At 44.3% G+C, this 24,600-nt stretch carries 42 protein-coding genes and 1 pseudogene; 40 read left to right on the forward strand and 3 right to left on the reverse strand.

What is annotated here, in order from left to right; translation table 11 throughout:
* The first annotated feature begins 27 nt into the window (after nucleotides 1–27).
* From rplD to HAP68_RS00770, 36 genes and pseudogenes are all read left to right on the forward strand, one after another.
* Entirely contained in the window at nucleotides 28–651 is a 624-nt protein-coding gene (rplD, locus tag HAP68_RS00600) for a 50S ribosomal protein L4 (protein ID WP_003156466.1), read from the forward strand.
* Nucleotides 651–938, forward strand: a complete 288-nt coding sequence (rplW, locus tag HAP68_RS00605) for a 50S ribosomal protein L23 (RefSeq protein ID WP_003156467.1) — start codon at nucleotides 651–653, stop codon at nucleotides 936–938. The genes rplD and rplW overlap by 1 nt, the downstream gene beginning before the upstream one ends.
* A gap of 31 nt (nucleotides 939–969) precedes the next feature.
* Nucleotides 970–1,803 carry a 50S ribosomal protein L2 gene (rplB, locus tag HAP68_RS00610; RefSeq protein ID WP_003156470.1) on the forward strand — a complete coding sequence of 278 codons (834 nt, stop codon included), beginning with the start codon at nucleotides 970–972 and terminating at the stop codon, nucleotides 1,801–1,803.
* A gap of 57 nt (nucleotides 1,804–1,860) precedes the next feature.
* The gene (gene rpsS / locus HAP68_RS00615; RefSeq protein ID WP_003156472.1) at nucleotides 1,861–2,139 is read left to right on the forward strand and encodes a 30S ribosomal protein S19; all 279 of its coding nucleotides are present in this window, start codon (nucleotides 1,861–1,863) and stop codon (nucleotides 2,137–2,139) included.
* A 16-nt stretch (nucleotides 2,140–2,155) separates the two neighbouring features.
* Complete coding sequence (gene rplV / locus HAP68_RS00620) at nucleotides 2,156–2,497, forward strand: 50S ribosomal protein L22 (protein ID WP_003156475.1); 342 nt, start codon at nucleotides 2,156–2,158, stop codon at nucleotides 2,495–2,497.
* A gap of 3 nt (nucleotides 2,498–2,500) precedes the next feature.
* Nucleotides 2,501–3,157: a 30S ribosomal protein S3 gene (gene rpsC / locus HAP68_RS00625; protein WP_003156476.1), complete on the forward strand. Its 657-nt coding sequence runs from the start codon at nucleotides 2,501–2,503 to the stop codon at nucleotides 3,155–3,157.
* 1 nt (nucleotide 3,158) lies between these two features.
* Nucleotides 3,159–3,593: a 50S ribosomal protein L16 gene (rplP, locus tag HAP68_RS00630; protein WP_003156478.1), complete on the forward strand. Its 435-nt coding sequence runs from the start codon at nucleotides 3,159–3,161 to the stop codon at nucleotides 3,591–3,593.
* Nucleotides 3,583–3,783: a 50S ribosomal protein L29 gene (gene rpmC / locus HAP68_RS00635; RefSeq protein ID WP_003156482.1), complete on the forward strand. Its 201-nt coding sequence runs from the start codon at nucleotides 3,583–3,585 to the stop codon at nucleotides 3,781–3,783. The genes rplP and rpmC overlap by 11 nt, the downstream gene beginning before the upstream one ends.
* A gap of 22 nt (nucleotides 3,784–3,805) precedes the next feature.
* Complete coding sequence (rpsQ, locus tag HAP68_RS00640) at nucleotides 3,806–4,069, forward strand: 30S ribosomal protein S17 (RefSeq protein ID WP_003156484.1); 264 nt, start codon at nucleotides 3,806–3,808, stop codon at nucleotides 4,067–4,069.
* Between the two features lie 40 nt (nucleotides 4,070–4,109).
* On the forward strand, nucleotides 4,110–4,478 hold the full coding sequence (gene rplN / locus HAP68_RS00645) for a 50S ribosomal protein L14 (protein WP_003156485.1): 369 nt from the start codon (nucleotides 4,110–4,112) through the stop codon (nucleotides 4,476–4,478).
* 36 nt (nucleotides 4,479–4,514) lie between these two features.
* Nucleotides 4,515–4,826: a 50S ribosomal protein L24 gene (gene rplX / locus HAP68_RS00650; protein ID WP_003156486.1), complete on the forward strand. Its 312-nt coding sequence runs from the start codon at nucleotides 4,515–4,517 to the stop codon at nucleotides 4,824–4,826.
* Nucleotides 4,827–4,852: 26 nt separating this feature from the next.
* The gene (rplE, locus tag HAP68_RS00655; protein ID WP_003156487.1) at nucleotides 4,853–5,392 is read left to right on the forward strand and encodes a 50S ribosomal protein L5; all 540 of its coding nucleotides are present in this window, start codon (nucleotides 4,853–4,855) and stop codon (nucleotides 5,390–5,392) included.
* A gap of 22 nt (nucleotides 5,393–5,414) precedes the next feature.
* Nucleotides 5,415–5,600 (forward strand): 30S ribosomal protein S14, encoded by a 186-nt coding sequence (gene rpsN, locus HAP68_RS00660; protein ID WP_003156488.1) that lies wholly within the window; start codon nucleotides 5,415–5,417, stop codon nucleotides 5,598–5,600.
* Between the two features lie 31 nt (nucleotides 5,601–5,631).
* A complete protein-coding gene (gene rpsH / locus HAP68_RS00665; RefSeq protein WP_003156489.1) occupies nucleotides 5,632–6,030 on the forward strand; it encodes a 30S ribosomal protein S8 in 399 nt (132 codons plus the stop codon).
* 30 nt (nucleotides 6,031–6,060) lie between these two features.
* On the forward strand, nucleotides 6,061–6,600 hold the full coding sequence (rplF, locus tag HAP68_RS00670) for a 50S ribosomal protein L6 (protein ID WP_003156490.1): 540 nt from the start codon (nucleotides 6,061–6,063) through the stop codon (nucleotides 6,598–6,600).
* A 34-nt stretch (nucleotides 6,601–6,634) separates the two neighbouring features.
* Complete coding sequence (rplR, locus tag HAP68_RS00675; RefSeq protein WP_003156492.1) at nucleotides 6,635–6,997, forward strand: 50S ribosomal protein L18; 363 nt, start codon at nucleotides 6,635–6,637, stop codon at nucleotides 6,995–6,997.
* Between the two features lie 24 nt (nucleotides 6,998–7,021).
* Nucleotides 7,022–7,522 carry a 30S ribosomal protein S5 gene (rpsE, locus tag HAP68_RS00680; RefSeq protein WP_003156493.1) on the forward strand — a complete coding sequence of 167 codons (501 nt, stop codon included), beginning with the start codon at nucleotides 7,022–7,024 and terminating at the stop codon, nucleotides 7,520–7,522.
* A 13-nt stretch (nucleotides 7,523–7,535) separates the two neighbouring features.
* The gene (rpmD, locus tag HAP68_RS00685; protein WP_003156497.1) at nucleotides 7,536–7,715 is read left to right on the forward strand and encodes a 50S ribosomal protein L30; all 180 of its coding nucleotides are present in this window, start codon (nucleotides 7,536–7,538) and stop codon (nucleotides 7,713–7,715) included.
* A gap of 30 nt (nucleotides 7,716–7,745) precedes the next feature.
* The gene (rplO, locus tag HAP68_RS00690) at nucleotides 7,746–8,186 is read left to right on the forward strand and encodes a 50S ribosomal protein L15 (RefSeq protein ID WP_003156499.1); all 441 of its coding nucleotides are present in this window, start codon (nucleotides 7,746–7,748) and stop codon (nucleotides 8,184–8,186) included.
* 1 nt (nucleotide 8,187) lies between these two features.
* Entirely contained in the window at nucleotides 8,188–9,483 is a 1,296-nt protein-coding gene (gene secY / locus HAP68_RS00695) for a preprotein translocase subunit SecY (protein WP_003156501.1), read from the forward strand.
* A 51-nt stretch (nucleotides 9,484–9,534) separates the two neighbouring features.
* Nucleotides 9,535–10,188 (forward strand): adenylate kinase, encoded by a 654-nt coding sequence (locus tag HAP68_RS00700; RefSeq protein ID WP_007410407.1) that lies wholly within the window; start codon nucleotides 9,535–9,537, stop codon nucleotides 10,186–10,188.
* Complete coding sequence (gene map / locus HAP68_RS00705) at nucleotides 10,185–10,931, forward strand: type I methionyl aminopeptidase (RefSeq protein ID WP_003156505.1); 747 nt, start codon at nucleotides 10,185–10,187, stop codon at nucleotides 10,929–10,931. Before HAP68_RS00700 ends, map begins: the two co-directional genes overlap by 4 nt.
* A gap of 64 nt (nucleotides 10,932–10,995) precedes the next feature.
* A pseudogene (locus HAP68_RS19425) lies at nucleotides 10,996–11,278 on the forward strand (KOW domain-containing RNA-binding protein).
* Nucleotides 11,256–11,474: a translation initiation factor IF-1 gene (infA, locus tag HAP68_RS00710; RefSeq protein ID WP_003156508.1), complete on the forward strand. Its 219-nt coding sequence runs from the start codon at nucleotides 11,256–11,258 to the stop codon at nucleotides 11,472–11,474. The pseudogene HAP68_RS19425 and the gene infA overlap by 23 nt, the downstream one beginning before the upstream one ends.
* A 33-nt stretch (nucleotides 11,475–11,507) precedes the next feature.
* The gene (rpmJ, locus tag HAP68_RS00715; RefSeq protein WP_003156543.1) at nucleotides 11,508–11,621 is read left to right on the forward strand and encodes a 50S ribosomal protein L36; all 114 of its coding nucleotides are present in this window, start codon (nucleotides 11,508–11,510) and stop codon (nucleotides 11,619–11,621) included.
* A gap of 22 nt (nucleotides 11,622–11,643) precedes the next feature.
* Nucleotides 11,644–12,009 (forward strand): 30S ribosomal protein S13, encoded by a 366-nt coding sequence (gene rpsM, locus HAP68_RS00720; protein ID WP_003156545.1) that lies wholly within the window; start codon nucleotides 11,644–11,646, stop codon nucleotides 12,007–12,009.
* Nucleotides 12,010–12,029: 20 nt separating this feature from the next.
* Nucleotides 12,030–12,425, forward strand: coding sequence for a 30S ribosomal protein S11 (gene rpsK, locus HAP68_RS00725; protein ID WP_003156547.1), 396 nt, complete (start codon nucleotides 12,030–12,032; stop codon nucleotides 12,423–12,425).
* Between the two features lie 176 nt (nucleotides 12,426–12,601).
* On the forward strand, nucleotides 12,602–13,546 hold the full coding sequence (locus HAP68_RS00730; protein WP_003156549.1) for a DNA-directed RNA polymerase subunit alpha: 945 nt from the start codon (nucleotides 12,602–12,604) through the stop codon (nucleotides 13,544–13,546).
* A 77-nt stretch (nucleotides 13,547–13,623) separates the two neighbouring features.
* Complete coding sequence (gene rplQ / locus HAP68_RS00735; protein ID WP_003156550.1) at nucleotides 13,624–13,986, forward strand: 50S ribosomal protein L17; 363 nt, start codon at nucleotides 13,624–13,626, stop codon at nucleotides 13,984–13,986.
* 131 nt (nucleotides 13,987–14,117) lie between these two features.
* The gene (locus tag HAP68_RS00740) at nucleotides 14,118–14,963 is read left to right on the forward strand and encodes an energy-coupling factor ABC transporter ATP-binding protein (protein ID WP_003156551.1); all 846 of its coding nucleotides are present in this window, start codon (nucleotides 14,118–14,120) and stop codon (nucleotides 14,961–14,963) included.
* Nucleotides 14,939–15,808: an energy-coupling factor ABC transporter ATP-binding protein gene (locus HAP68_RS00745; RefSeq protein WP_003156552.1), complete on the forward strand. Its 870-nt coding sequence runs from the start codon at nucleotides 14,939–14,941 to the stop codon at nucleotides 15,806–15,808. Before HAP68_RS00740 ends, HAP68_RS00745 begins: the two co-directional genes overlap by 25 nt.
* The gene (locus HAP68_RS00750) at nucleotides 15,805–16,602 is read left to right on the forward strand and encodes an energy-coupling factor transporter transmembrane component T family protein (RefSeq protein ID WP_014304219.1); all 798 of its coding nucleotides are present in this window, start codon (nucleotides 15,805–15,807) and stop codon (nucleotides 16,600–16,602) included. Before HAP68_RS00745 ends, HAP68_RS00750 begins: the two co-directional genes overlap by 4 nt.
* Nucleotides 16,603–16,614: 12 nt before the next feature.
* Entirely contained in the window at nucleotides 16,615–17,358 is a 744-nt protein-coding gene (gene truA / locus HAP68_RS00755) for a tRNA pseudouridine(38-40) synthase TruA (RefSeq protein WP_015388779.1), read from the forward strand.
* 159 nt (nucleotides 17,359–17,517) lie between these two features.
* Nucleotides 17,518–17,955 (forward strand): 50S ribosomal protein L13, encoded by a 438-nt coding sequence (gene rplM / locus HAP68_RS00760; RefSeq protein ID WP_003156556.1) that lies wholly within the window; start codon nucleotides 17,518–17,520, stop codon nucleotides 17,953–17,955.
* A gap of 20 nt (nucleotides 17,956–17,975) precedes the next feature.
* Nucleotides 17,976–18,368 (forward strand): 30S ribosomal protein S9, encoded by a 393-nt coding sequence (gene rpsI, locus HAP68_RS00765; RefSeq protein WP_003156557.1) that lies wholly within the window; start codon nucleotides 17,976–17,978, stop codon nucleotides 18,366–18,368.
* A 137-nt stretch (nucleotides 18,369–18,505) separates the two neighbouring features.
* Nucleotides 18,506–19,273 (forward strand): class I SAM-dependent methyltransferase, encoded by a 768-nt coding sequence (locus HAP68_RS00770; RefSeq protein WP_024084803.1) that lies wholly within the window; start codon nucleotides 18,506–18,508, stop codon nucleotides 19,271–19,273.
* Nucleotides 19,274–19,286: 13 nt separating this feature from the next.
* On the opposite strand, the gene HAP68_RS00775 is transcribed toward HAP68_RS00770, so the two are convergent.
* Nucleotides 19,287–19,760 (reverse strand): DinB family protein, encoded by a 474-nt coding sequence (locus HAP68_RS00775; RefSeq protein WP_015388778.1) that lies wholly within the window; start codon nucleotides 19,758–19,760, stop codon nucleotides 19,287–19,289.
* A gap of 130 nt (nucleotides 19,761–19,890) precedes the next feature.
* On the opposite strand from HAP68_RS00775, the gene HAP68_RS00780 reads away from it, so the two are divergent.
* The 3 genes from HAP68_RS00780 to HAP68_RS00790 all read left to right on the forward strand — a co-directional run bounded on the left by HAP68_RS00780 (nucleotide 19,891) and on the right by HAP68_RS00790 (nucleotide 22,242).
* Entirely contained in the window at nucleotides 19,891–20,334 is a 444-nt protein-coding gene (locus tag HAP68_RS00780; RefSeq protein WP_003156564.1) for a DUF2521 family protein, read from the forward strand.
* 60 nt (nucleotides 20,335–20,394) lie between these two features.
* A complete protein-coding gene (gene cwlD, locus HAP68_RS00785) occupies nucleotides 20,395–21,108 on the forward strand; it encodes an N-acetylmuramoyl-L-alanine amidase CwlD (protein ID WP_007410417.1) in 714 nt (237 codons plus the stop codon).
* 81 nt (nucleotides 21,109–21,189) lie between these two features.
* A complete protein-coding gene (locus HAP68_RS00790) occupies nucleotides 21,190–22,242 on the forward strand; it encodes an Mrp/NBP35 family ATP-binding protein (RefSeq protein ID WP_003156567.1) in 1,053 nt (350 codons plus the stop codon).
* A gap of 32 nt (nucleotides 22,243–22,274) precedes the next feature.
* On the opposite strand, the gene gerD is transcribed toward HAP68_RS00790, so the two are convergent.
* Entirely contained in the window at nucleotides 22,275–22,832 is a 558-nt protein-coding gene (gene gerD, locus HAP68_RS00795; protein WP_014304224.1) for a spore germination lipoprotein GerD, read from the reverse strand.
* Nucleotides 22,833–22,939: 107 nt separating this feature from the next.
* On the opposite strand from gerD, the gene kbaA reads away from it, so the two are divergent.
* Nucleotides 22,940–23,536 carry a KinB-signaling pathway activation protein gene (kbaA, locus tag HAP68_RS00800; RefSeq protein WP_003156571.1) on the forward strand — a complete coding sequence of 199 codons (597 nt, stop codon included), beginning with the start codon at nucleotides 22,940–22,942 and terminating at the stop codon, nucleotides 23,534–23,536.
* Here kbaA and pdaB read toward each other — a convergent pair whose 3' ends face one another.
* Entirely contained in the window at nucleotides 23,537–24,301 is a 765-nt protein-coding gene (gene pdaB / locus HAP68_RS00805; RefSeq protein WP_024084804.1) for a polysaccharide deacetylase family sporulation protein PdaB, read from the reverse strand.
* Nucleotides 24,302–24,600: the final 299 nt, after the last annotated feature.

The raw sequence follows: 24,600 nt of genomic DNA on the forward strand, positions 1-24,600 counted from the left end.
GTCTCTTAGGAAAGGAGGAAATTGATCATGCCAAAAGTAGCATTATACAACCAAAACGGTTCTACTGCTGGTGATATCGAATTAAACGCTTCTGTATTTGGAATTGAGCCAAATGAGAGCGTAGTATTCGACGCTATTCTTATGCAAAGAGCTTCCTTACGTCAAGGATCTCACAAAGTAAAAAATCGTTCTGAAGTACGCGGCGGAGGTCGCAAACCATGGCGTCAAAAAGGTACAGGTCGTGCCCGTCAAGGTTCAATCCGTTCACCACAATGGCGCGGAGGTGGTGTCGTATTCGGCCCAACACCACGCAGCTATTCTTACAAATTACCTAAAAAAGTTCGCCGCTTGGCAATCAAATCAGTATTGTCTTCTAAAGTGAACGACAACAACATTATTGTTCTTGAAGATCTTACTCTTGATACGGTTAAAACAAAAGAAATGGCAGCTGTCCTTAAAGGATTATCTGTTGAGAAAAAAGCTTTAATCGTAACTGCGGATGCAAACGAAGCAGTATCTCTTTCTGCACGCAACATCCCTGGAGTTACAGTTGTTCAAGCTAACGGAATCAACGTGTTAGACGTTGTCAACCACGAGAAGCTTCTGATTACAAAAGCTGCGGTTGAAAAAGTAGAGGAGGTGCTTGCATAATGAAAGATCCTCGTGATGTTCTTAAGCGCCCCGTCATTACTGAACGTTCTGCTGATTTAATGACTGAAAAGAAATATACTTTTGAAGTTGATGTAAGAGCTAATAAAACAGAAGTGAAAGATGCAGTTGAAAGTATCTTTGGAGTGAAAGTTGACAAAGTCAACATCATGAACTACAAAGGGAAATCAAAACGTGTCGGCCGCTATACTGGTATGACTAGCCGTCGCAGAAAAGCGATCGTAAAACTTACTGCAGACAGCAAAGAAATCGAAATTTTTGAAGCTTAATTATCTGTAAAAAGAAGGAGGGAAATTCAAAATGGCGATTAAAAAGTATAAACCGACCTCTAACGGACGTCGTGGCATGACAACTTCAGATTTTGCTGAAATCACGACTGACCAGCCGGAAAAATCCTTGCTTGCGCCCCTTCACAAAAAAGGCGGACGTAACAACCAAGGTAAATTGACTGTACGTCACCAAGGTGGCGGACACAAACGCCAATACCGTGTTATCGACTTCAAACGCGATAAAGATGGTATACCTGGACGCGTTGCTACAGTTGAGTACGATCCAAACCGTTCAGCTAACATTGCACTAATCAATTATGTAGACGGAGAAAAACGTTACATTCTTGCTCCAAAAGGAATTCAAGTAGGTACTGAAATCATGTCCGGCCCTGAAGCTGACATCAAAGTAGGTAACGCACTTCCGCTTATCAACATCCCTGTTGGTACAGTTGTGCATAACATTGAATTAAAACCTGGTAAAGGCGGACAGCTTGTACGTTCAGCTGGTACATCTGCTCAGGTTCTTGGTAAAGAAGGCAAATACGTTCTTGTACGTCTTAACTCTGGTGAAGTTCGCATGATCCTTTCTGCTTGCCGCGCTTCTATCGGTCAAGTAGGTAACGAGCAGCACGAACTTATCAACGTTGGTAAAGCAGGACGCTCTCGCTGGAAAGGCATCCGCCCTACAGTCCGCGGTTCTGTAATGAACCCTAACGATCACCCGCACGGTGGTGGTGAAGGTCGCGCGCCAATCGGACGTAAATCACCAATGTCTCCTTGGGGCAAACCGACTCTTGGATTCAAGACACGTAAGAAAAAGAACAAATCTGATAAATTTATCGTACGTCGTCGTAAAAATAAATAACGGGGTTGTCTACGGTTCATTTCGGACCGTAGTGCAATCACGAAGGGAGGTTCCAAAATGGCTCGCAGCTTGAAAAAAGGACCATTTGTCGATGGACACTTGATGACAAAAATCGAGAAATTAAATGAAACGGACAAGAAACAAGTTGTAAAAACTTGGTCTCGCCGTTCAACTATTTTCCCACAATTTATCGGTCACACTATCGCAGTATATGACGGACGTAAACACGTGCCTGTATTCATTTCTGAAGACATGGTAGGCCACAAGTTGGGCGAATTCGCACCGACTCGTACTTACAAAGGCCACGCCAGTGACGATAAAAAAACAAGACGCTAAGAGAGGAGGCTTTTAAATGCAAGCTAAAGCTGTTGCAAGAACAGTCCGTATTGCTCCTCGTAAAGCACGTCTAGTAATGGACCTGATTCGAGGTAAGCAAGTAGGCGAAGCAGTATCTATCTTGAACCTAACTCCGAGAGCTGCTTCTCCGATCATCGAAAAAGTTTTAAAATCTGCTATCGCAAATGCTGAGCACAACTACGAGATGGACGCTAACAATCTGGTTATTTCTCAGGCATTTGTTGACGAAGGCCCAACGTTAAAAAGATTCCGCCCGCGTGCTATGGGACGTGCGAGCCAAATCAACAAACGTACGAGCCACATTACAATCGTTGTATCAGAAAAGAAGGAGGGATAAGTAGTGGGTCAAAAGGTAAATCCAGTCGGTCTTCGTATCGGAGTCATTCGTGATTGGGAATCTAAGTGGTACGCTGGTAAAGATTACGCTGACTTCCTGCACGAAGATTTAAAAATTCGTGAATTCATTAGCAAACGCCTTTCTGACGCTTCTGTTTCTAAAGTAGAAATCGAGCGTGCAGCAAACCGCGTTAACATTACGATCCACACTGCTAAGCCTGGTATGGTAATCGGTAAAGGCGGATCTGAAGTTGAAGCACTTCGTAAAGCCCTTAACAGCCTTACTGGCAAGCGTGTACACATTAACATTCTTGAAATCAAAAGAGCAGATCTTGATGCTCAGCTTGTAGCTGACAACATCGCTCGTCAACTAGAAAACCGTATTTCTTTCCGCCGTGCGCAGAAACAACAAATCCAACGCACTATGCGTGCTGGAGCACAAGGTGTGAAAACAATGGTTTCCGGCCGTCTTGGCGGAGCTGATATCGCTCGTTCTGAATACTACAGTGAAGGAACTGTTCCATTGCACACTTTACGTGCTGACATCGACTATGCAACATCTGAAGCTGACACAACTTACGGTAAGCTTGGTGTAAAAGTCTGGATCTATCGTGGAGAGGTTCTTCCTACTAAGAAGAAAACTGAGGAAGGAGGAAAATAATATGTTATTACCAAAACGCGTTAAATATCGCAGAGAGCATCGCGGAAAAATGCGCGGTCGCGCTAAAGGCGGTACTGAAGTACATTTTGGTGAGTACGGTATCCAGGCTCTTGAAGCTTCTTGGATCACGAACCGCCAAATCGAAGCTGCACGTATTGCGATGACTCGTTACATGAAACGTGGCGGTAAAGTTTGGATTAAAATTTTCCCTTCAAAACCTTACACTGCTAAACCGCTTGAGGTACGGATGGGTTCCGGTAAAGGGGCTCCTGAAGGCTGGGTAGCTGTTGTAAAACCGGGCAAAGTTTTATTTGAAATTTCTGGTGTGTCTGAAGAGGTAGCTCGTGAAGCTCTTCGTCTTGCATCTCACAAATTGCCAATTAAAACGAAGTTCGTAAAACGTGAAGAAATTGGTGGTGAATCAAATGAAAGCTAATGAAATTCGTGACCTTACCACTGCTGAAATTGAACAAAAAGTAAAGTCTCTTAAAGAAGAACTTTTCAATCTTCGCTTTCAATTAGCGACAGGACAACTTGAAAATACTGCTCGCATTCGTGAAGTGCGCAAAGCTATCGCGCGCATGAAAACTGTGATTCGTGAAAGAGAAATTGCTGCCAACAAATAATCACTGAGGGGAGGTCGTGAGCATGAGCGAACGTAACCAACGCAAAGTTTACCAAGGCCGTGTTGTTTCTGACAAAATGGATAAAACCATCACTGTTGTTGTTGAAACATACAAAAAGGATCCTATTTACGGTAAACGCGTAAAATACTCAAAGAAATTCAAAGCACATGATGAAAATAACCAAGCTAAAATCGGAGACATCGTAAAGATCATGGAAACTCGTCCATTATCTGCAACTAAGCGTTTTCGTCTAGTAGAAGTTGTCGAAGAAGCTGTTATTATCTAATAAAGTTCGGAATTCTTTTTCCGAAGGGAGGTAACAAATAATGATTCAACAAGAGACTCGTTTAAAAGTTGCTGACAACTCCGGTGCGCGTGAGGTACTTACTATTAAAGTTCTTGGCGGTTCTGGACGTAAAACGGCTAACATTGGTGATGTAATTGTTTGCACGGTTAAACAAGCAACACCAGGAGGCGTTGTCAAAAAAGGTGAAGTCGTAAGAGCTGTTATCGTTCGCACAAAAAGCGGAGCACGCAGATCTGACGGATCATACATCAGCTTCGATGAGAATGCATGTGTTATCATCCGTGACGACAAGAGCCCGCGTGGAACTCGTATCTTCGGACCGGTTGCCCGTGAATTACGTGAAAACAACTTCATGAAAATTGTTTCTCTGGCTCCAGAAGTTATCTAATGAAATAAATGCCTTACTCAAGGAGGTGCGATCAGGATGCATGTGAAAAAAGGCGATAAAGTAATGGTTATCTCTGGTAAAGATAAAGGCAAACAAGGTACGATCCTTGCTGCTTTCCCTAAAAAGGACCGCGTTCTAGTTGAGGGCGTAAACATGGTGAAGAAGCACTCTAAACCAACTCAAGCAAACCCTCAAGGCGGTATTTCTAATCAAGAGGCGCCAATTCATGTATCAAACGTTATGCCGCTCGATCCTAAAACAGGTGAAGTGACTCGCGTAGGATACAAAGTGGAAGATGGCAAAAAAGTTCGTGTTGCAAAAAAATCTGGGCAAGTCTTAGATAAATAGTATTTAAAGGAAGGGAGGTCTATCTCATGAACCGCCTTAAAGAAAAGTACAATAAAGAAATTTCACCTGCTTTAATGACGAAGTTCAACTACGACTCTGTTATGCAGGTGCCAAAAATCGAAAAAATCGTAATCAACATGGGTGTCGGTGATGCTGTTCAAAACGCAAAAGCAATCGACAGTGCTGTTGAAGAATTAACGTTTATCGCAGGTCAAAAACCTGTCGTTACTCGTGCGAAGAAATCAATTGCTGGATTCCGTCTTCGTGAGGGAATGCCTATCGGTGCGAAAGTAACTCTTCGCGGAGAGCGCATGTATGATTTCCTTGATAAACTTATTTCTGTATCTTTACCGCGTGTACGTGACTTCCGCGGGATTTCTAAGAAATCTTTCGACGGTCGCGGAAACTACACTCTTGGTATCAAAGAACAGTTAATCTTCCCTGAAATTGACTACGATAAAGTAACAAAGGTTCGCGGAATGGACATCGTTATCGTAACGACTGCTAACTCTGACGAAGAGGCTCGTGAGCTATTAACTCAAGTAGGTATGCCGTTCCAGAAATAATCAATGAAAGGGAGGCGAAATCGTGGCTAAAAAGTCAATGATTGCGAAACAACAACGTACACCAAAGTTTAAAGTGCAAGAGTACACTCGCTGTGAACGCTGCGGACGTCCGCACTCAGTCATTCGTAAATTTAAACTTTGCCGTATTTGTTTCCGTGAGCTTGCATATAAAGGACAAATTCCTGGCGTGAAAAAAGCCAGCTGGTAATCCCCAAGAATGGGAAGGAGGTAATTATATAATGGTTATGACAGATCCAATTGCAGATATGCTGACTCGTATTCGCAATGCAAACATGGTACGTCATGAGAAGCTTGAAATTCCTGCTTCTAAATTGAAAAGAGAAATTGCTGACATTTTAAAGCGTGAAGGTTTCATTCGTGACGTTGAGTTCGTAGAAGACAGCAAACAAGGTATCATCCGCGTTTTCTTGAAATACGGACAAAACAACGAGCGCGTTATCACTGGTCTTAAAAGAATCAGCAAACCAGGTTTGCGTGTATACGCTAAATCAAATGAAGTACCTCGCGTACTTAACGGTCTTGGAATCGCGATTATTTCTACATCACAAGGTGTTTTAACGGACAAAGAAGCCCGTGCAAAACAAGCTGGTGGAGAAGTTCTAGCATACGTTTGGTAAGAAGTTTAACAAGAATGGAGGTGTTTTAGTATGTCTCGTGTAGGTAAAAAACTGCTTGAGATCCCTTCTGGAGTTACAGTAACGCTGAACGAAGGCAACACTGTAGCTGTAAAAGGACCAAAAGGAGAATTAACTCGTACTTTCCATCCTGATATGGAAATCAAAATTGAGGACAACGTGCTTACAGTTACTCGTCCTTCTGATCACAAAGAGCACCGTGCGCTGCATGGTACGACTCGCAGTCTGCTTGGAAACATGGTTGAAGGCGTATCTAAAGGATTTGAAAGAGGTTTGGAATTAGTCGGTGTCGGTTATCGTGCGGCTAAATCCGGAAACAAACTTGTTTTAAACGTTGGATACTCTCACCCTGTTGAGATCGTTCCTGAAGAGGGCATCGAAATCGAAGTTCCTTCTCAAACTAAAGTAGTTGTAAAAGGTACAGACAAAGAGCGTGTAGGAGCTATCGCTGCTAACATCCGCGCTGTACGTTCTCCAGAGCCTTACAAAGGTAAAGGAATCCGCTACGAAGGTGAAGTTGTTCGCCGTAAAGAAGGTAAATCTGCTAAGTAAGACCGCTTAAAGTGAAGAAAGGAGTGACCTAAGGATGATTACGAAAACTAGCAAAAATGCTGCTCGTCAAAAAAGACATGCCCGTGTTCGTGCTAAACTTTCAGGCACAGCTGAAAGACCTCGTCTGAATGTGTTCCGTTCAAACAAACACATTTATGCTCAAATCATCGATGATGTAAATGGCGTTACACTTGCTAGTGCCTCTACTCTCGATAAAGATTTGAACGTGGAAAGCACTGGTGACAGCGCTGCTGCTGCTAAAGTCGGTGAACTCGTTGCGAAACGCGCTTCTGAGAAAGGTGTTTCTGACGTAGTATTTGACCGCGGCGGATACTTATACCATGGACGTGTAAAAGCTCTGGCCGATGCAGCTCGTGAAGCCGGACTGAAATTTTAATAAAAAAAGGAGGGACACATGATTATGCGTCGTATTGACCCAAGCAAATTAGAGTTAGAAGAACGCTTAGTTACGGTTAACCGCGTAGCGAAAGTTGTTAAAGGTGGTCGTCGTTTCCGTTTCGCAGCTCTAGTCGTTGTCGGTGACAAAAACGGTCACGTAGGTTTCGGTACTGGTAAAGCACAAGAAGTACCTGAAGCAATCCGCAAAGCTGTTGAAGATGCGAAAAAGAATTTGATTGAAGTACCAATGGTTGGAACTACGATTCCACACGAAATCATCGGACGTTTCGGTGCAGGCAATATCTTGTTGAAACCTGCTTCTGAAGGTACTGGAGTTATCGCTGGAGGCCCTGTACGTGCGGTACTTGAGCTTGCTGGCGTTGCTGATATCCTTTCTAAGTCTTTAGGTTCTAACACACCGATCAACATGATCCGTGCAACACTTCAAGGTTTAAGTGAGCTTAAACGTGCCGAAGAGGTTGCGAAGCTTCGTGGAAAATCTGTAGAAGAACTGTTAGGATAAGGAGGGAACATTAATGGCTAAATTAGAAATTACCCTCAAACGCAGTGTAATCGGTCGCCCGGAAGATCAGCGCGTTACTGTAAGAACACTTGGTTTAAAGAAAACAAACCAAACTGTCGTTCATGAAGATAACGCTGCGATCCGCGGTATGATTAATAAAGTATCTCATCTAGTTTCTGTTAAAGAACAATAAAAATAAATTATAGGCTAAGGAGGTGTCCTAATGAAACTTCATGAATTAAAGCCTTCAGAAGGTTCACGTAAAGTACGCAATCGCGTAGGTCGTGGTATTGGTTCTGGTAACGGTAAAACAGCTGGTAAAGGTCACAAAGGTCAAAACGCTCGTTCTGGCGGCGGTGTACGCCCTGGATTCGAGGGGGGACAAATGCCTTTATTCCAACGTCTTCCTAAGCGCGGTTTTACAAACATCAACCGTAAGGAATACGCTATTGTGAACGTAGACAAATTGAACGGTTTTGCGGAAGGAACGGAAGTCACTCCTGAACTTCTTCTTGAGACTGGTGTTATTAGCAAACTTAATGCAGGAGTAAAGATTCTTGGCAACGGTAAATTAGAGAAAAAATTAACTGTAAAAGCCAATAAATTCTCTGCTTCTGCGAAAGAAGCTGTTGAAGCTGCTGGCGGTACAGCTGAGGTGATCTAACTTGTTTAAGACAATCTCCAACTTTATGCGTGTGAGTGATATTCGGAATAAAATCATTTTTACATTACTCATGCTTATCGTCTTTCGCATAGGTGCGTTTATCCCTGTGCCATATGTAAATGCTCAGGCGTTGCAGACACAAAGTTCGATGGGGGTTTTTGATCTCCTTAACACATTTGGCGGCGGTGCGCTTTATCAGTTCTCCATTTTTGCGATGGGAATTACGCCTTACATCACTGCTTCGATCATCATTCAGCTGCTTCAGATGGATGTTGTGCCGAAGTTTACCGAGTGGTCTAAGCAAGGTGAAGTCGGCCGCCGTAAATTAGCTCAGTTCACGAGATATTTTACGATTGTGCTTGGTTTTATCCAGGCATTAGGTATGTCTTACGGGTTTAACAACCTGGCAAACGGTATGCTGATTGAAAAATCCGGCATATCGACATATCTGATTATTGCTTTAGTACTCACTGGAGGAACTGCTTTTTTAATGTGGCTGGGTGAACAAATTACTTCCAATGGAGTAGGTAACGGAATTTCGATCATCATCTTCGCGGGGATTGTGGCTAGTATTCCGAAAACTGTTGGGCAGATTTATGAGACTCAATTTGTCGGCAGCAGCGATCAGCTGTTTATTCATATTGTGAAAATCGCTTTACTGGTGATTGCGATTTTGGCCGTTATTGTTGGTGTTATTTTCATTCAGCAGGCCGTACGCAAAATCGCGATTCAATATGCAAAAGGGCAAGGTCGTTCACCTGTTGGCGGAGGCCAGTCAACTCACCTTCCGCTTAAAGTGAATCCGGCAGGGGTTATTCCGGTAATCTTTGCGGTTGCGTTCCTTATTACGCCGCGTACTATCGCGTCATTTTTCGGAGAAAACGATGTGACAAAGTGGATTCAAGCCAACTTTGACAATACACATCCGGTGGGCATGACGGTTTATGTCGCATTAATTATCGCCTTTACGTACTTCTATGCTTTTGTGCAGGTAAACCCTGAACAAATGGCTGATAACCTAAAAAAACAGGGTGGCTATATCCCGGGGGTTCGTCCAGGGAAAATGACTCAAGATAGAATTACGAGCATTTTGTATCGACTTACGTTTGTGGGTTCTATATTCTTAGCCGTGATTTCCATTCTTCCTATCTTTTTCATTCAATTCGCTGGATTGCCTCAAAGTGCACAGATTGGCGGAACATCATTGTTAATTGTCGTCGGGGTAGCCTTGGAGACAATGAAGCAGCTGGAGAGCCAGTTAGTGAAACGTAATTACCGAGGATTTATGAAAAATTAGAGGACTGGTTTTAACCATTCCTCTTAATAAGAGAGGACGGGGGAAATCCGAATGAACTTAGTCTTAATGGGACTTCCTGGAGCCGGTAAAGGCACACAGGGAGAACGAATTGTTGAGGATTATGGGATACCTCATATCTCAACGGGAGATATGTTCCGTGCTGCTATGAAAGAAGAAACACCACTCGGACTCGAAGCAAAGTCTTATATTGATAAAGGCGAGCTCGTACCGGACGAAGTCACAATCGGCATTGTCAAAGAAAGACTCGGCAAAGATGATTGTGAAAGAGGTTTTCTTCTGGACGGATTTCCGCGAACAGTCGCTCAGGCTGAAGCTCTTGAAAACATTCTTGAGGAATACGGCAAGCCGATTGATTATGTCATTAACATTAAAGTAGACAAAGACTCTTTAATGGAACGTTTGACTGGACGCAGAATTTGCAGTGTTTGCGGCACAACCTATCATTTGGTTTTCAATCCGCCGAAAACGCCGGGTGTTTGTGATAAAGACGGAGGAGACCTTTATCAACGGGCAGATGATAATGAGGAAACCGTCTCAAAACGGCTTGAGGTCAACATGAAGCAGACTCAGCCTTTACTCGATTTTTATTCTGAGAAAGGGTATCTTGTCAACGTCAATGGCCAGCAGGACATTAACGACGTGTACAAAGATGTGAAAGAGCTTCTTGGAGGATTGAGCAAATGATTATCTGTAAGACCCCTCGTGAGCTTAGCATCATGCGGGAAGCAGGGCGAATCGTGGCTTTGACTCATGAAGAGATGAAAAAGCACATTAAACCAGGAATCTCGACAAAAGAATTGGATCAAATTGCCGAACGTTTTATTGAGAAGCAGGGTGCAATCCCATCTTTTAAGGGGTATAATGGGTTTCGCGGGAGCATCTGTGTATCAGTTAATGAAGAACTCGTTCACGGAATTCCCGGTAAAAGGGTTTTGCGTGACGGTGACATTATCAGCATTGATATCGGTGCTAAATTAAATGGTTATCATGGTGACTCTGCTTGGACATATCCGGTAGGAAACATCAGTGATGATGATAAACGACTGCTGGAAGTGACAGAGGAGTCTTTATATAAAGGCTTGAAGGAAGCAAAACCAGGTGAACGTTTGTCGAATATTTCCCACGCAATACAAACGTATGTCGAAAATGAGCAGTTTTCAGTTGTTAGGGAGTATGTCGGACATGGTGTTGGTCAAGACTTGCATGAGGATCCGCAAATTCCTCATTACGGTCCGCCAAACAAAGGACCTAGGCTGAAGCCTGGTATGGTTCTCGCTATAGAACCGATGGTTAACGCTGGCAGCCGGTATGTGAAAACATTGGCTGATAACTGGACGGTTGTAACGGTAGATGGGAAAAAGTGTGCTCATTTTGAACATACGATTGCGATTACGGAAACGGGTTTTGATATACTGACAAAAGTCTAGATGATGAAATGAATTCCATGACACATGTTTTTCATTCCGCACCTGGGCAGATTGTAGGTTTACAATTGGTCGGAAGAAAAACCGGCTAGCTGCTGTCATCGGAAGGAAGATTCATCATCGTGTACTAAAGCAGACGGAGAAAAGCGTACATTTCATTCTCCTTAGAAAAAGAATATCAATCATTCACCCTTTATGATTGCGTATCTCCGGAAGTTCAGAACAGTATAAACGAAACAGGGCGTGTGACAAACGGATAACTGAGATTTTCTCTTTTGAAATTTGTCAGAGAGCAAGTTACTGATTTGAAGAAGGGAGAACACTTGAATGGCGAAAGACGATGTAATTGAAGTGGAAGGTACGATTGTCGAAACACTGCCAAACGCGATGTTCAAAGTTGAACTCGAAAATGGCCATACGGTTTTGGCTCACGTATCTGGTAAAATCCGCATGCACTTCATTCGCATTTTACCTGGAGACAAAGTTACGGTAGAATTATCTCCATATGACTTAACTCGTGGCAGGATTACGTACCGTTACAAATAAAGCACTCCGGAAACTGAAGGAGGTTGGAAACACATGAAAGTGAGACCATCAGTTAAACCAATCTGCGAGAAATGTAAAGTTATTCGCAGAAAAGGAAAAGTAATGGTGATCTGTGAAAATCCAAAGCATAAACAAAAACAAGGATAATTAATAAGGAGGTGCCCAGAGAATGGCTCGTATTGCTGGTGTAGATATCCCACGTGACAAACGTGTTGTTATTTCTTTAACATATGTCTTCGGAATTGGCCGCACAACGGCTCAGCAAGTCTTGAAAGAGGCTGGTGTTTCTGAAGATACTCGTGTGCGTGATCTTACTGAAGAAGAACTTGGTAAAATCCGTGATGTTATTGACAAACTGAAAGTAGAAGGTGACCTTCGCCGTGAAGTTTCTCTTAACATCAAGCGTCTGATCGAAATCGGAAGCTACCGCGGAATCCGCCATCGCAGAGGTTTGCCTGTTCGCGGACAAAACTCTAAAAACAATGCGCGTACTCGTAAAGGTCCGCGTCGTACTGTAGCTAACAAGAAAAAATAAGTAAGGGAGGTACCTAAACAATGGCTGCTGCTCGTAAACAAAACACGCGTAAACGTCGCGTGAAAAAGAATATTGAGTCAGGAATCGCTCATATTCGTTCAACTTTCAACAACACGATCGTTACGATCACTGATACTCATGGTAATGCTATTTCTTGGTCAAGTGCCGGAGCTCTAGGATTCAGAGGTTCTCGTAAATCGACTCCTTTTGCTGCGCAAATGGCTGCTGAAACAGCTGCTAAAGGTTCAATCGAACACGGACTTAAAACTCTTGAAGTAACTGTTAAAGGACCAGGTTCTGGCCGTGAAGCTGCAATCCGTGCTTTACAAGCTGCCGGACTTGAAGTTACAGCTATCAGAGACGTAACTCCTGTTCCTCATAATGGATGCCGTCCACCAAAACGTCGCCGCGTGTAATTTGTTTGTATAGATTTTGTGTCCCTGTCAATAATGGGTTATGATACAGTTATTTATGAAACGAATGCACCGACTCGTTGCCTGAGCACATACGGGACTAAACAATGGGGAATTTCGGATGGAATCTCATATGATTCTATTCGAGGTTTCGACGTTTTGAAGGAGGGTTTTAAGTAATGATCGAGATTGAAAAACCAAAAATCGAAACGGTTGAAATCAGCGACGATGCCAAATTTGGTAAGTTTGTCGTAGAGCCGCTTGAGCGTGGATATGGTACAACTCTGGGTAACTCCTTACGTCGTATCCTCTTATCCTCACTCCCTGGTGCCGCTGTAACATCGATCCAGATAGATGGTGTACTGCACGAATTCTCGACAATCGAAGGCGTTGTGGAAGATGTTACAACGATAATCTTGCACATTAAAAAGCTTGCATTGAAAATCTACTCTGATGAAGAGAAGACGCTTGAAATTGATGTACAGGGCGAAGGAACTGTCACAGCAGCTGATATTACACACGACAGCGATGTTGAAATCCTTAATCCGGATCTTCATATCGCGACTCTTGGTGAGAATGCGAGTTTCCGAGTTCGCCTTACTGCACAAAGAGGACGTGGGTATACACCTGCTGATTCGAACAAAAGAGACGATCAGCCAATCGGCGTGATTCCGATCGATTCAATCTTTACGCCAGTTTCTCGTTTATCTTATCAGGTAGAAAACACTCGTGTAGGCCAGGTTGCAAACTATGACAAACTTACACTTGATGTTTGGACTGACGGAAGCACTGGACCGAAGGAAGCAATTGCTCTCGGTTCAAAGATTTTAACTGAACACCTTAATATATTCGTCGGTTTAACTGACGAAGCTCAGCATGCTGAAATCATGGTTGAAAAAGAAGAGGATCAAAAAGAAAAAGTTCTTGAAATGACGATTGAGGAACTTGATCTTTCTGTCCGTTCTTACAACTGCTTGAAGCGTGCGGGCATTAACACGGTTCAAGAACTTGCGAACAAGACGGAAGAAGATATGATGAAAGTTCGCAACCTGGGACGCAAATCACTTGAAGAAGTGAAAGCGAAACTTGAAGAACTTGGACTCGGCCTTCGCAAAGACGATTGATCTAGTTTCCATGTGAACTAGGATTTTCGTGTGTTTTTTAATTAGAAACAGCATTCCATTAAAGGAGGGGACATCACATGTCATACAGAAAACTAGGACGTACGAGTTCACAGCGTAAAGCTATGCTTCGTGATCTTACAACAGATTTGATCATCAACGAAAGAATTGAAACAACTGAAACACGTGCGAAAGAACTTCGCTCTGTTGTTGAAAAGATGATCACTCTTGGTAAGCGCGGTGACTTGCATGCTCGTCGTCAAGCTGCTGCATACATTCGCAACGAGGTTGCTAATGAAGAAAATAACCAAGATGCACTTCAAAAATTATTCTCTGACATTGCAACTCGTTACGAGGAGCGCCAAGGCGGATACACACGTATTATGAAGCTTGGTCCTCGCCGTGGTGACGGTGCACCAATGGCAATCATCGAATTGGTTTAATCACATATTTTTGTGTATCTAAAGAAGGGCGGGACAGTTTCTAACTGGATCTATGCCCTTTTTTTAGATATCAGAACTTTTTATCATGAGACAGAAAAGCAGAGCTATAGCTGAGAGGAGGTCAGGCGCCCGTGGATCAAAAACAGCTTATATCCGTAAAAGACATTCTATTCCGCTACCGCAAAGATGCAGTAAGACCGGCGCTGGACGGTGTGAGTCTGGAGGTATATGAAGGAGAATGGCTTGCTATCGTAGGTCACAACGGTTCAGGGAAGTCGACTTTGGCCAGAGCGCTGAACGGGCTGATTTTGCCTGAGGCCGGAGAAATTGATGTCGGCGGCATCAAGCTGACTGAGGATACCGTGTGGGATGTGCGAAAAAAAATAGGGATGGTCTTTCAGAATCCCGATAACCAATTTGTCGGAACGACTGTTCGCGATGATGTGGCTTTTGGTTTAGAAAACAATGGTGTTCCGCGCGAAGAAATGATTGAGAGAGTAGATTGGGCTGTCACACAAGTCAATATGCAGGATTTTCTTGATCAAGAGCCGCACCATCTCTCCGGAGGTCAAAAACAAAGAGTGGCGATCGCGGGAATTATTGCCGCGCGTCCTGATATTATGATTTTGGATGAAGCGACATCCATGCTTGACCCGATTGGGAGAGAAGAAGTCCTTGATACTGTCAGACGCTTAAAAGATCAGGGCATGGCCACCGTCATTTCGATAACACATGACCTGGAAGAAGCCGCAAGGGCGGATAGGATCATTGTGATGAACGGCGGCAGGAAATATGCAGAGGGCACGCCTGAAGAGATTTTTAAATTAAATGAAGACTTGGTTCGCATCGGTCTTGATTTGCCTTTCTCATTCCAGCTCAGCCTGCTTTTGAAAGAAAGCGGACTGGCGTTAACGAAAAACCATCTGACTCAGGAAGGGCTGGTGAATGAGCTGTGGACATTAAAATCAAAGATGTAGAACACCGCTATCAAATGAAGACACCGTTTGAACGGCTTGCTCTGTATGATATCAATGCCGTGATAAAAGAGGGCAGCTACGTTGCCGTCATCGGACATACAGGGTCGGGCAAATCGACGCTCCTGCAGCATTTAAACGGTTTGCTGAAACCGACTAAAGGACAGCTTGAGCTCGGGAGCACGATTCTGGCAGCCGGTAAAAAGAATAAAGACCTTAAGACTCTGCGAAAAAAAGTCGGAATCGTTTTCCAATTTCCCGAACATCAGCTGTTTGAAGAGACTGTGCTGAAGGACATCGCATTCGGACCGATGAATTTCGGTGTAAAAAAAGAAGACGCTGAACGGAAAGCAAAAGAAATGCTGGGGCTTGTGGGCCTTCCGGAAGACATTTTGGATCGTTCACCGTTTGAGCTCAGCGGCGGCCAGATGCGCAGAGTGGCGATTGCCGGCGTTCTCGCGATGGAGCCGGAAGTGCTGGTTTTGGATGAACCGACAGCCGGTCTTGATCCGAGAGGGCGCCAGGACATTATGGACATGTTCTATGCGCTTCATCAGCGGGGAAACCTGACTACCGTTCTCGTCACCCACAGCATGGAGGACGCCGCCCGCTATGCTGACGAAATGATCGTCATGCACAAAGGCACCATTAAAGCGACGGGGAGTCCGCGTGACTTGTTTGTAAAAGGTGAAGAGATGGCCGAAATGGGACTGGATCTTCCTGAGTCGGTGAAGTTTCAGAGACGGCTTGAGGAGGCTCTCGGAGTTAAGTATGAAAAACCCATGCTGACCCTGCAGGATGCCGCGAGCGAAATTAAGGCTTTCTTTCAGGAGGAAAAGGACCAATGATGGACAGCATGATTATCGGAAAGTATGTTCCCGGATCATCGCTTATTCACCGATTGGACCCGCGAACAAAACTTGTCAGCATCTTTCTTTTTGTATGTATCGTTTTTTTGGCAAACAACGTACAAACGTATGCTTTGCTCGGTTTGTTTACATTCGGGGTGATCGCCTTAACACGAGTGCCGTTCAGCTTTTTGCTGAAAGGGCTTAAGCCGATTATCTGGATTGTGGCGTTTACCTTTTTATTACACATTTTCATGACGCATGAAGGATCTGTTATTTTTCAGCTTGGCTGGTTTAAAGTGTATGAGGGCGGACTTATACAGGGGATTTTTATCTCCCTCCGTTTCGTTTACCTTATCTTTATGACAACGCTGCTGACGCTGACAACAACGCCGATTGAAATAACGGATGGAATGGAGCAGCTCTTGAATCCTTTTAAAAAGGTGAAGCTGCCCGTACACGAACTCGCATTGATGATGTCGATATCATTGCGATTTATCCCGACATTGATGGAAGAGACAGATAAAATCATGAAGGCGCAAATGGCGAGGGGTGCGGACTTTACAAGCGGCCCGGTGAAAGACAGAATCAAAGCGGTTGTTCCGCTGCTTGTCCCGCTGTTTGTCAGCGCCTTTAAACGCGCGGAAGAGCTTGCGGTCGCCATGGAGGCGAGAGGCTACCAGGGCGGTGAGGGGAGAACGAAATACAGAAAGCTCGTCTGGACCGGAAAGGATACCGGAGCCATTCTGCTCATCATCGTATTAGCCGTGTTATTGTTTTTCTTAAGAAGTTAGAGGTGCTGCTGAATGAGAGTGAAATGTACCATTGCTTATGACGGGCATTTATTTAACGGATATCAGGTTCAGCCTGGAAAGCGGACCGTTCAAAGTGAATTGGAAAAAGCGCTGGCCGTCATCCATAAAACGGACGGCAGGGTGCCTGTCATCTCATCCGGCCGCACGGACAGCGATGTTCATGCTGCCGGGCAGGTTATTCATTTTGATACGCCGCTGTCCATCCCGGCTGAGAAATGGCCGTTTGCGCTCAATGCCCTGCTGCCTGATGATATTGCCGTCAAAACAGCAGAGATTGCGGATGATGGGTTCCATGCACGATTTAGCGCAGTCCAAAAGGAATATCGCTACTTTGTATATACGGAGAAACACCCGGACGTATTTAAACGACATTACGCTTACCATTTTGCATATCAGCTTAATGTGCAGAAAATGAGGGAAGCTTCAAGGCACCTCATCGGGACACATGATTTCACAAGCTTTTGCGCGGCTGATACCGCGGTTCAGGATAAGGTCAGAACGATTTACGAGCTGGATTGGACTGAGACCGGAGACGGCCTGCAGATGCGGATCACCGGAAACGGTTTTCTCTATAATATGGTCAGAATCATTGCCGGAACGTTATTGGATACAGGAGCTGGAAAATTTTCTCCCGATGATGTAAAAGCAATGCTCGAAGCGAAGGATCGCGAAGCCGCGGGGCGCACCGCACCGGGGCACGGGCTGTATTTATGGAGCGTTTGCTATGACAACTAAACCAGGTGTAACATTTTCTTGACAGAGTCTGCATAAAGTTATAAGATATCATATGGTATGTATTTCAACCCCACGATAAGCCCCGGAACTTATTGTGTTGTGAAATAGAACGTAACAGAAGTTTATGAAAAAATGACAGATCATTTAGGAGGGAATTAAATGCGTACAACACCTATGGCTAACGCAAGTACTATTGAACGCAAGTGGTTAGTTGTTGATGCAGCAGGCAAGACTTTAGGACGTCTTTCTACAGAAGTTGCATCTATCCTTCGCGGGAAACACAAACCGACTTACACACCGCACGTTGATACTGGAGATCATGTGATCATCATCAACGCTGAAAAAATCGAGTTAACTGGTAAAAAGTTAACTGATAAAATCTACTACCGTCACACAATGCACCCAGGCGGTCTGAAATCAAGAACAGCTCTTGAAATGCGTACAAACTACCCTGAGAAAATGCTTGAGCTTGCTATCAAAGGCATGCTTCCAAAAGGTTCTCTAGGTCGTCAAATGTTCAAGAAATTGAACGTATACCGTGGTTCTGAGCATCCACATGAAGCACAAAAACCTGAAGTTTACGAACTTCGCGGTTAATTAAAAAGGAGGTTACCAATTTGGCACAGGTTCAATATTACGGTACTGGCCGTCGTAAAAGTTCTGTAGCGCGTGTGCGCTTAGTTCCAGGAGAAGGTCGTATCGTCGTTAATAATCGTGAAATCAGCGAGCACATTCCATCTCCGGCTCTAATCGAAGATATCAAACAACCATTAGCTTTAACTGAAACAGCTGGTACTTATGATGTTTTAGTAAACGTACATGGAGGCGGCTTATCTGGTCAAGCTGGAGCAATCCGTCACGGTATCGCTCGTGCTTTGCTTGAAGCAGATCCAGAATACCGCGCAACACTTAAACGTGCTGGTCTTCTGACTCGTGACGCCCGTATGAAAGAACGTAAAAAATACGGTCTTAAAGGCGCTCGTCGTGCACCTCAGTTCTCAAAACGTTAATCGTTTTGGATGGCAAAAACCACAACTTCTTGGTTGTGGTTTTTTTGTATTTTTTTCTCATATCGAAGAGGTTATCCGATGTTTTTCTAGAATTGTTTGTTATACTCTATTCATTACCAATAAGGAGCGCAGTTATAATGAATAAGTTAGTCATACATAACAGCAAGGCATGGGATAAAAAAGTCGAAACAGGCAATGAATGGACGGTTGCGGTTGATTCTCATACAATTGGTGAAGCGAAAAAAGGCAATTGGAGCATCAGAATGACCCCCGGAAAAGATGTGCCGGCGGATTGGTTTCCGCCCCTAGACGGTCTGGAGGTTCTTTGTCTCGCTTCAGGAGGAGGACAGCAAGGGCCGGTCCTTGCTGCTGCAGGAGCGGACGTCACCATCTTTGACAATTCGGAAAAACAGCTTGCGCAAGACAGAATGGTAGCTGAGCGGGACGGTCTTACGCTTCGGACTGTCAAAGGCAGCATGAATGATCTGAGCTGTTTTGATGATGAGTCATTTGATTTTATCGTGCACCCGGTATCGAATTGCTTTGTTGATACGGTTCTTCCGGTATGGAAAGAAGCTCATCGCGTATTGAAAAAAGGCGGGTCTTTAGTCTCCGGTTTTGTAAATCCCGTCGTGTTCTTATTTGATATGGATTTAGAGCAGGAAGGCGTACTAAAAGTAAAGTATTCCATTCCGTTTTCGGATGAAAAAGATCTGAGTAAGAAAAAGGTAAAGGAACTTATTGATAATCATGAAGCGCTTGAATTCGGCCATACGCTGGAGGATCAAATTAAAGGTCAGATTGACGTAGGCTTTATGGTTGCCGGTTTTTACGAGGACAAAGGCGGCCTCGTGCTGGATGAATACATTAATACATACTCCGTAACAAGAAGCATTAAAATATAAAAACGGCATCCCGTCAGAGGTGCTGTTTTTTTGCGGCTTTTTCCTGCGGACGGCTGATCACATTAGCCGAAACCGGTTCTATTCCAATCTCTCTGGCCCAAACCGACAGTTGTCCCATGTGGTGAATCTCATGCGCAAGGATGTGGCGGAGAATATCTTCTTTAGGAAAGGTTTGGTCCATCCAGTCCGGCTTAACAAGATCCGCCCCTTTGCGGGAGACCGCATGAATGACATCCTCCCGATACTGTTCAGACAGCTTTCTGAGATCCTGAATGCTCGTATAGTCAGACTCAGCGGGTAAAACATCATCTTTACCTAAAATGGCACGAGCCCAGCTGATCTCGACATCAATGATATGAAATAAAGTCCGCAAGATGCTCTCCATTCCGCCCGTCCGGGTTTTCGTCAGTTCCTCCCGGCTCAGCTTTTCACATATCATAAACCACTCGTCACGCACCGTCCAATTGTATTGAAACAGCTTTTTCATCACGTCACCTCAGCTCTTTATTCTTCCAGTTAACATGAAACTCCTTCATTTGGGAGGATTTCCACTATCAACAAAGCATGCTTTTTCCCTTTTCCTTTCAAAATAACAGTAAAAAGGAGCGTGGCTGGCAATGGCAGAAGTATTATCTTTTTCAGACGTGAAACGGCAGAAGGATTATGAGCTTGAGAAGAGTTTACTAAAGGAGCTGTCACTGACGCAGATCATTCAGTCCGTAAAAGCATGTCTCACCCCTTTGTTTCCCTTTCTTCAAGACGAAAACGGCATTCTGAGTGAAGGATGCATAGATTTTGCAATTGAAGCGTATTTATTAGGCGGCCGGTTCGGCGTCTTTGGCTATTATGGTGAGTCTTTGCAGAGGGCAAACGCACGTTCGGCTGAAGAAGAGGAAGAACTGACGGCCGATTTTTTTGAATATCTTTGCAATTGGACGCATGAGCAATATTCTTCCGTTGAACAAAAAGAAATCTATGAAGCGTCCTGCCGGTTTATCAACAGCTGGTGGACGGAAGGATTTCTGCAAAGAGAAAAACAATGTAAGCTCCGCATGAGGTAATCATAATTTCTTCCCTTGTCCCATACTTATTAATAACGGGGACAAGCGGGAGGGAAAGCTATGACAAAAAAGCTGAAATGGCTCGGTTTTTTACTTGGCTTTATCATATTATTGTGTTTATTCCGATTTCAATTCCATAATGATGATTCCTGGCGGCCGTGGAGCCTGCCGCTGAGCGGGAAAATCATCTATCTCGATCCGGGACACGGCGGGCCGGACGGAGGCGCCACGGGAGGCAGTCACCTTGAAAAGGACATTACTCTCGAAGTGGCCTCCAGGGTCAGAGACTATTTGCAGGAGCAGGGAGCTTTGGTCATTATGACGCGGGAGACGGATACTGATTTAGCTCCTGAAGGGACGAAAGGCTACAGCAGACGCAAAGCGGAAGATCTGAGAAAGCGCGTGGAGATCATCAACCGTTCAGAGGCGGAGCTTTATATCAGCATTCATCTGAACGCCATACCGTCACCGAGATGGAGCGGCGCCCAAAGCTTCTACTATGGAAAATACGAAGAGAATGAAAAAGTGGCAAAATATATACAGGACGAATTGAGAATCAATTTGGAGAATACAACGAGAAAGGCGAAACGGATACACGGCATTTACTTAATGCAGAATGTAACCAAACCGGGCGCCCTGGTGGAAATCGGATTTCTGTCCAATCCCGCGGAAGCGAAAAGGCTTGGCCAGCCTAAATATCAGGACAAAATCGCTTCTTCCGTGTATAAGGGCGTGTTGAGATATTTTACAGAAAAAGGAGACCCTCCCGAGTAAGGAGGGTTTTTCGCCGATTCTACGTTTAAAATATATGTTATAATACCATTTGTAAACGAATACACAAAGGGTGAGGGTTCGATGATAAGAGAAGATGAAGTAAGAAATATAGTCGGAAACATGCGCGAACCTTTTCTTCATAGACCGCTGGGAGAATTGGATGCCATTAAAGAAGTAAAGGTCAAGCCGGAAAAACGGCATGTCAGTGTAAAAATTGCATTGGCAAAAACGGGGACGGCTGAACAGATGGGCATTCAGCAGGAAATCGTATCCGTTCTGAAAGAAGCGGGTGCGGAAACTGTGGGACTGCGGTTTGAAGAGCTGCCGGAAGAAACATTGGCGAAATTCAGCCGGCCTGCTGCTGAAAGCGAAACCCTGCTGAATAGGAAACATCCGCCGGTCTTTCTTGCGGTGGCAAGCGGAAAAGGCGGTGTCGGCAAATCAACGGTTTCCGTCAACCTGGCCATTTCTCTTGCGCGGCTCGGCAAAAAAGTCGGCTTGATCGACGCGGATATATACGGATTCAGCGTGCCGGACATGATGGGTATTACAGTTCGCCCGACAGTTGAAGGAGAAAAACTGCTTCCTGTCGAAAGATTTGGAGTAAAGGTTATGTCGATGGGCTTTTTCGTCGAAGAAAACGCTCCGGTTGTGTGGAGAGGGCCGATGCTGGGCAAGATGCTGAATAACTTCTTCCATGAGGTTGACTGGGGAGAGGTTGACTATATCGTTCTCGACCTGCCGCCCGGCACGGGTGATGTGGCGCTCGATGTACACACGATGCTTCCGAGCTGCAAAGAGATTATCGTATCAACGCCGCACCCTACAGCCGCATTTGTAGCGGCGAGAGCGGGATCTATGGCGATTAAGACCGATCATGAAGTTGTAGGGGTCATTGAAAATATGGCTTACTATGAAAGTGCAAAAACCGGCGAGAGAGAATATGTGTTCGGTCAAGGCGGGGGAGATAAGCTTGCAGAGGAATTGCAGGTGCCGCTGCTTGGCAGAATTCCTTTAAAACAGCCTGATTGGGACAAGGACCAGTTTGCGCCTTCTGTCTATGACAGAAGTCATCCGATCGGGGAAATTTATATGGGTATCGCCCAAAAAGTCATTGAAAAAACAGCTGAATAAAAAAGGGGCCGGGATCAACACGGCCCGGCCTTTTATTGGCTTTCTTTTTCAGAACTTGAAGCCGCTTTTTTCAATTCATCCTCGAATTGCTTTTTGAAAAGCGGGCTGGAAAGTGTCTCTGTAATTACATCTTCTAAGTAACTGCGGAACTTTTGGCTTTTCACCAGCTCATAGTATTTTTTATCCATGCCGGGGTCCTGCATGATCTGCATAAAACTTTTCTGATAATCAGGGTCTTTCATCAGTTTTTTTATGATTTTTTCGTGCTCGGGCTGAAGCGTTTTTGCAAAGCTCTCCGCGAACTTTGAGTCTTCAAAGATGGTTTTCCAGAACTCCGCCCCTTTTTTAGAGGTGAGGGTTTTCTCTATTGTGCCTTTAATGGCATTTTGATCAATCACCAATGCCTCATTCATCGCATCATCATTTAATATTTCCTTAATTGCTTTTTTTCCATCATCTGTCTTTAATATATCAACAACCATTTTTTTAGTCTGGTCATAATCCATATCCGCTGCTTGGTCTTTTGGAGCACAAGCTGTTACAGATAATACAATAAAACAGCTTATCAATAGCGTTTTGGCTTTTGACATGCATAAGCTCCTTCCTTACTTGTACTTATTTTTAATATGATTCATCGGAATGGATTTATACATAACAAAATATCGCTGAACGCGATTGTCAGGGGGATGAATAAGAGATGAAAAGCCGCGGGCTTGTTCGATTTTTCTTTTCGATTTTAGCTGTGGGCGCTCTTATTACAAGCGTCGTGGGATTTGCACTGAAGTGGGGGGAGTACAAGGGGTTCTTTCTGAATTTTGAGGCCGGTCAGATTTTCTCCGTTCTGATCTGGTTTATCGGGGTAGGCATGATTTTCAGTGTGATCAGCCAGATGGGATTCTTCGTCTTTCTGACGGTGCACCGGTTTGCCCTTGAAATTCTCAGATCAAACTCGCTTTGGAATCTGCTTCAGCTGTTTATCATTCTGTTTGTCGCTTTTGATTTAATGTACGTCAGATTTTTGTTTTTCGGTGAGCGGGATGACTCGATTGCGGGGTTTGTCTGGCTGCCGCTGGCTCTGCTTGCCGTCGGCCTGTTGACGGCGTATATAAAACAAAAGCAGTCCTCAAAAAATACGTTCGTTTCATCATTATTTTTAATGGTCGTTATTACAGCGCTTGAATGGGTTCCTGCGCTAAGAGTGAATAATGAGGACTGGCTTTATTTGATGCTGATTCCGCTGATGGGCTGCAATGCGTTTCAGCTGTTAATGCTGCCGAAGTTTGCCCAGAGGTAGTTATTTCACTTCTGATGACTTGACGTCAGTATTTGCGATCAGGTCGCCGACTGTCACGTTTTTCAGTCCTTTTTGCTTTAAATTGTGAATGATGGGGGGGAGCGCTTCTTCGGTCTGTGTTGCTGAATCAGAGGCGTGCAGCAGGACAATGTCGCCGCCTTTTATATGACTGTTTACATTTTCAATGATTTTATCAGGACCGGGATTTGTCCAATCCTGCGAGTTAACGCTGTAATGAACCACTGAATAGCGGTACTGCTGTGCAATGGCAAGAACCTTTTTATTAAATTGTCCGGTCGGCGGGCGGAGTAAATGAACATTCTTCACACCCAGCTTTTTAAATGCGGTCTGGGCCCGAAGGATATCTTTTTTTATTTCGTTGTCCTCTAGGTTGGTATAATTCTTATACGCATATCCCATGCTGCCGATTTGATGTCCGTCTTTTACCATACGTTCAACTGTGTCCGGGTGTCGTTCCGCCCAAGAAGCTGACAGAAAAAAAGTGGCGTTTTTAATACCGTTTGCTTTTAGCGCGTTCAGAATCGGAACCGCTTTTTCGTCGCCCCAGCTGATATCGAATGTTAATGCGACTTCGCCCGCTTTCGTCTCCCCTTTTGAAATAGCCTTCGGGCCGCTATCAGTTAAAAATACAGGAAGGGGGACGGCTCTCTGTATATAAAAAAAGCTGGCTGCTGCAAATGCGGCAATAATAATAATAAGCAGCTGTTTTATCCTTCTGATGTGCCACACGTAGAAGTGGTTCACTGGTGACGCCTCCTTATCTTGTCCATGCTTGATTACATCGTATGCCGCGGCGGAGATGAATATAACGAAATACGTTTCAAAAAAAAACGAAAAAAATACTTGCTAAATTCAGCGGATGCATGGTATATTATTAAACGTCGCTGATGGACAGCAGACAACAACAAAAAGCTTCGGAAACAACTTAAAAAAAGTTGTTGACATAAAAGAAGCTGAGTGGTAAGATAATAAAGCTGCTTCAACAAGCGGTAATGATCTTTGAAAACTAAACAAGACAAAACGTACCTGTTAATTCAAAGTTT

The sequence above is a fragment of the Bacillus sp. Bvel1 genome (assembly GCF_014872755.1).
Classification (GTDB): Bacteria; Bacillota; Bacilli; order Bacillales; family Bacillaceae; genus Bacillus; species Bacillus velezensis.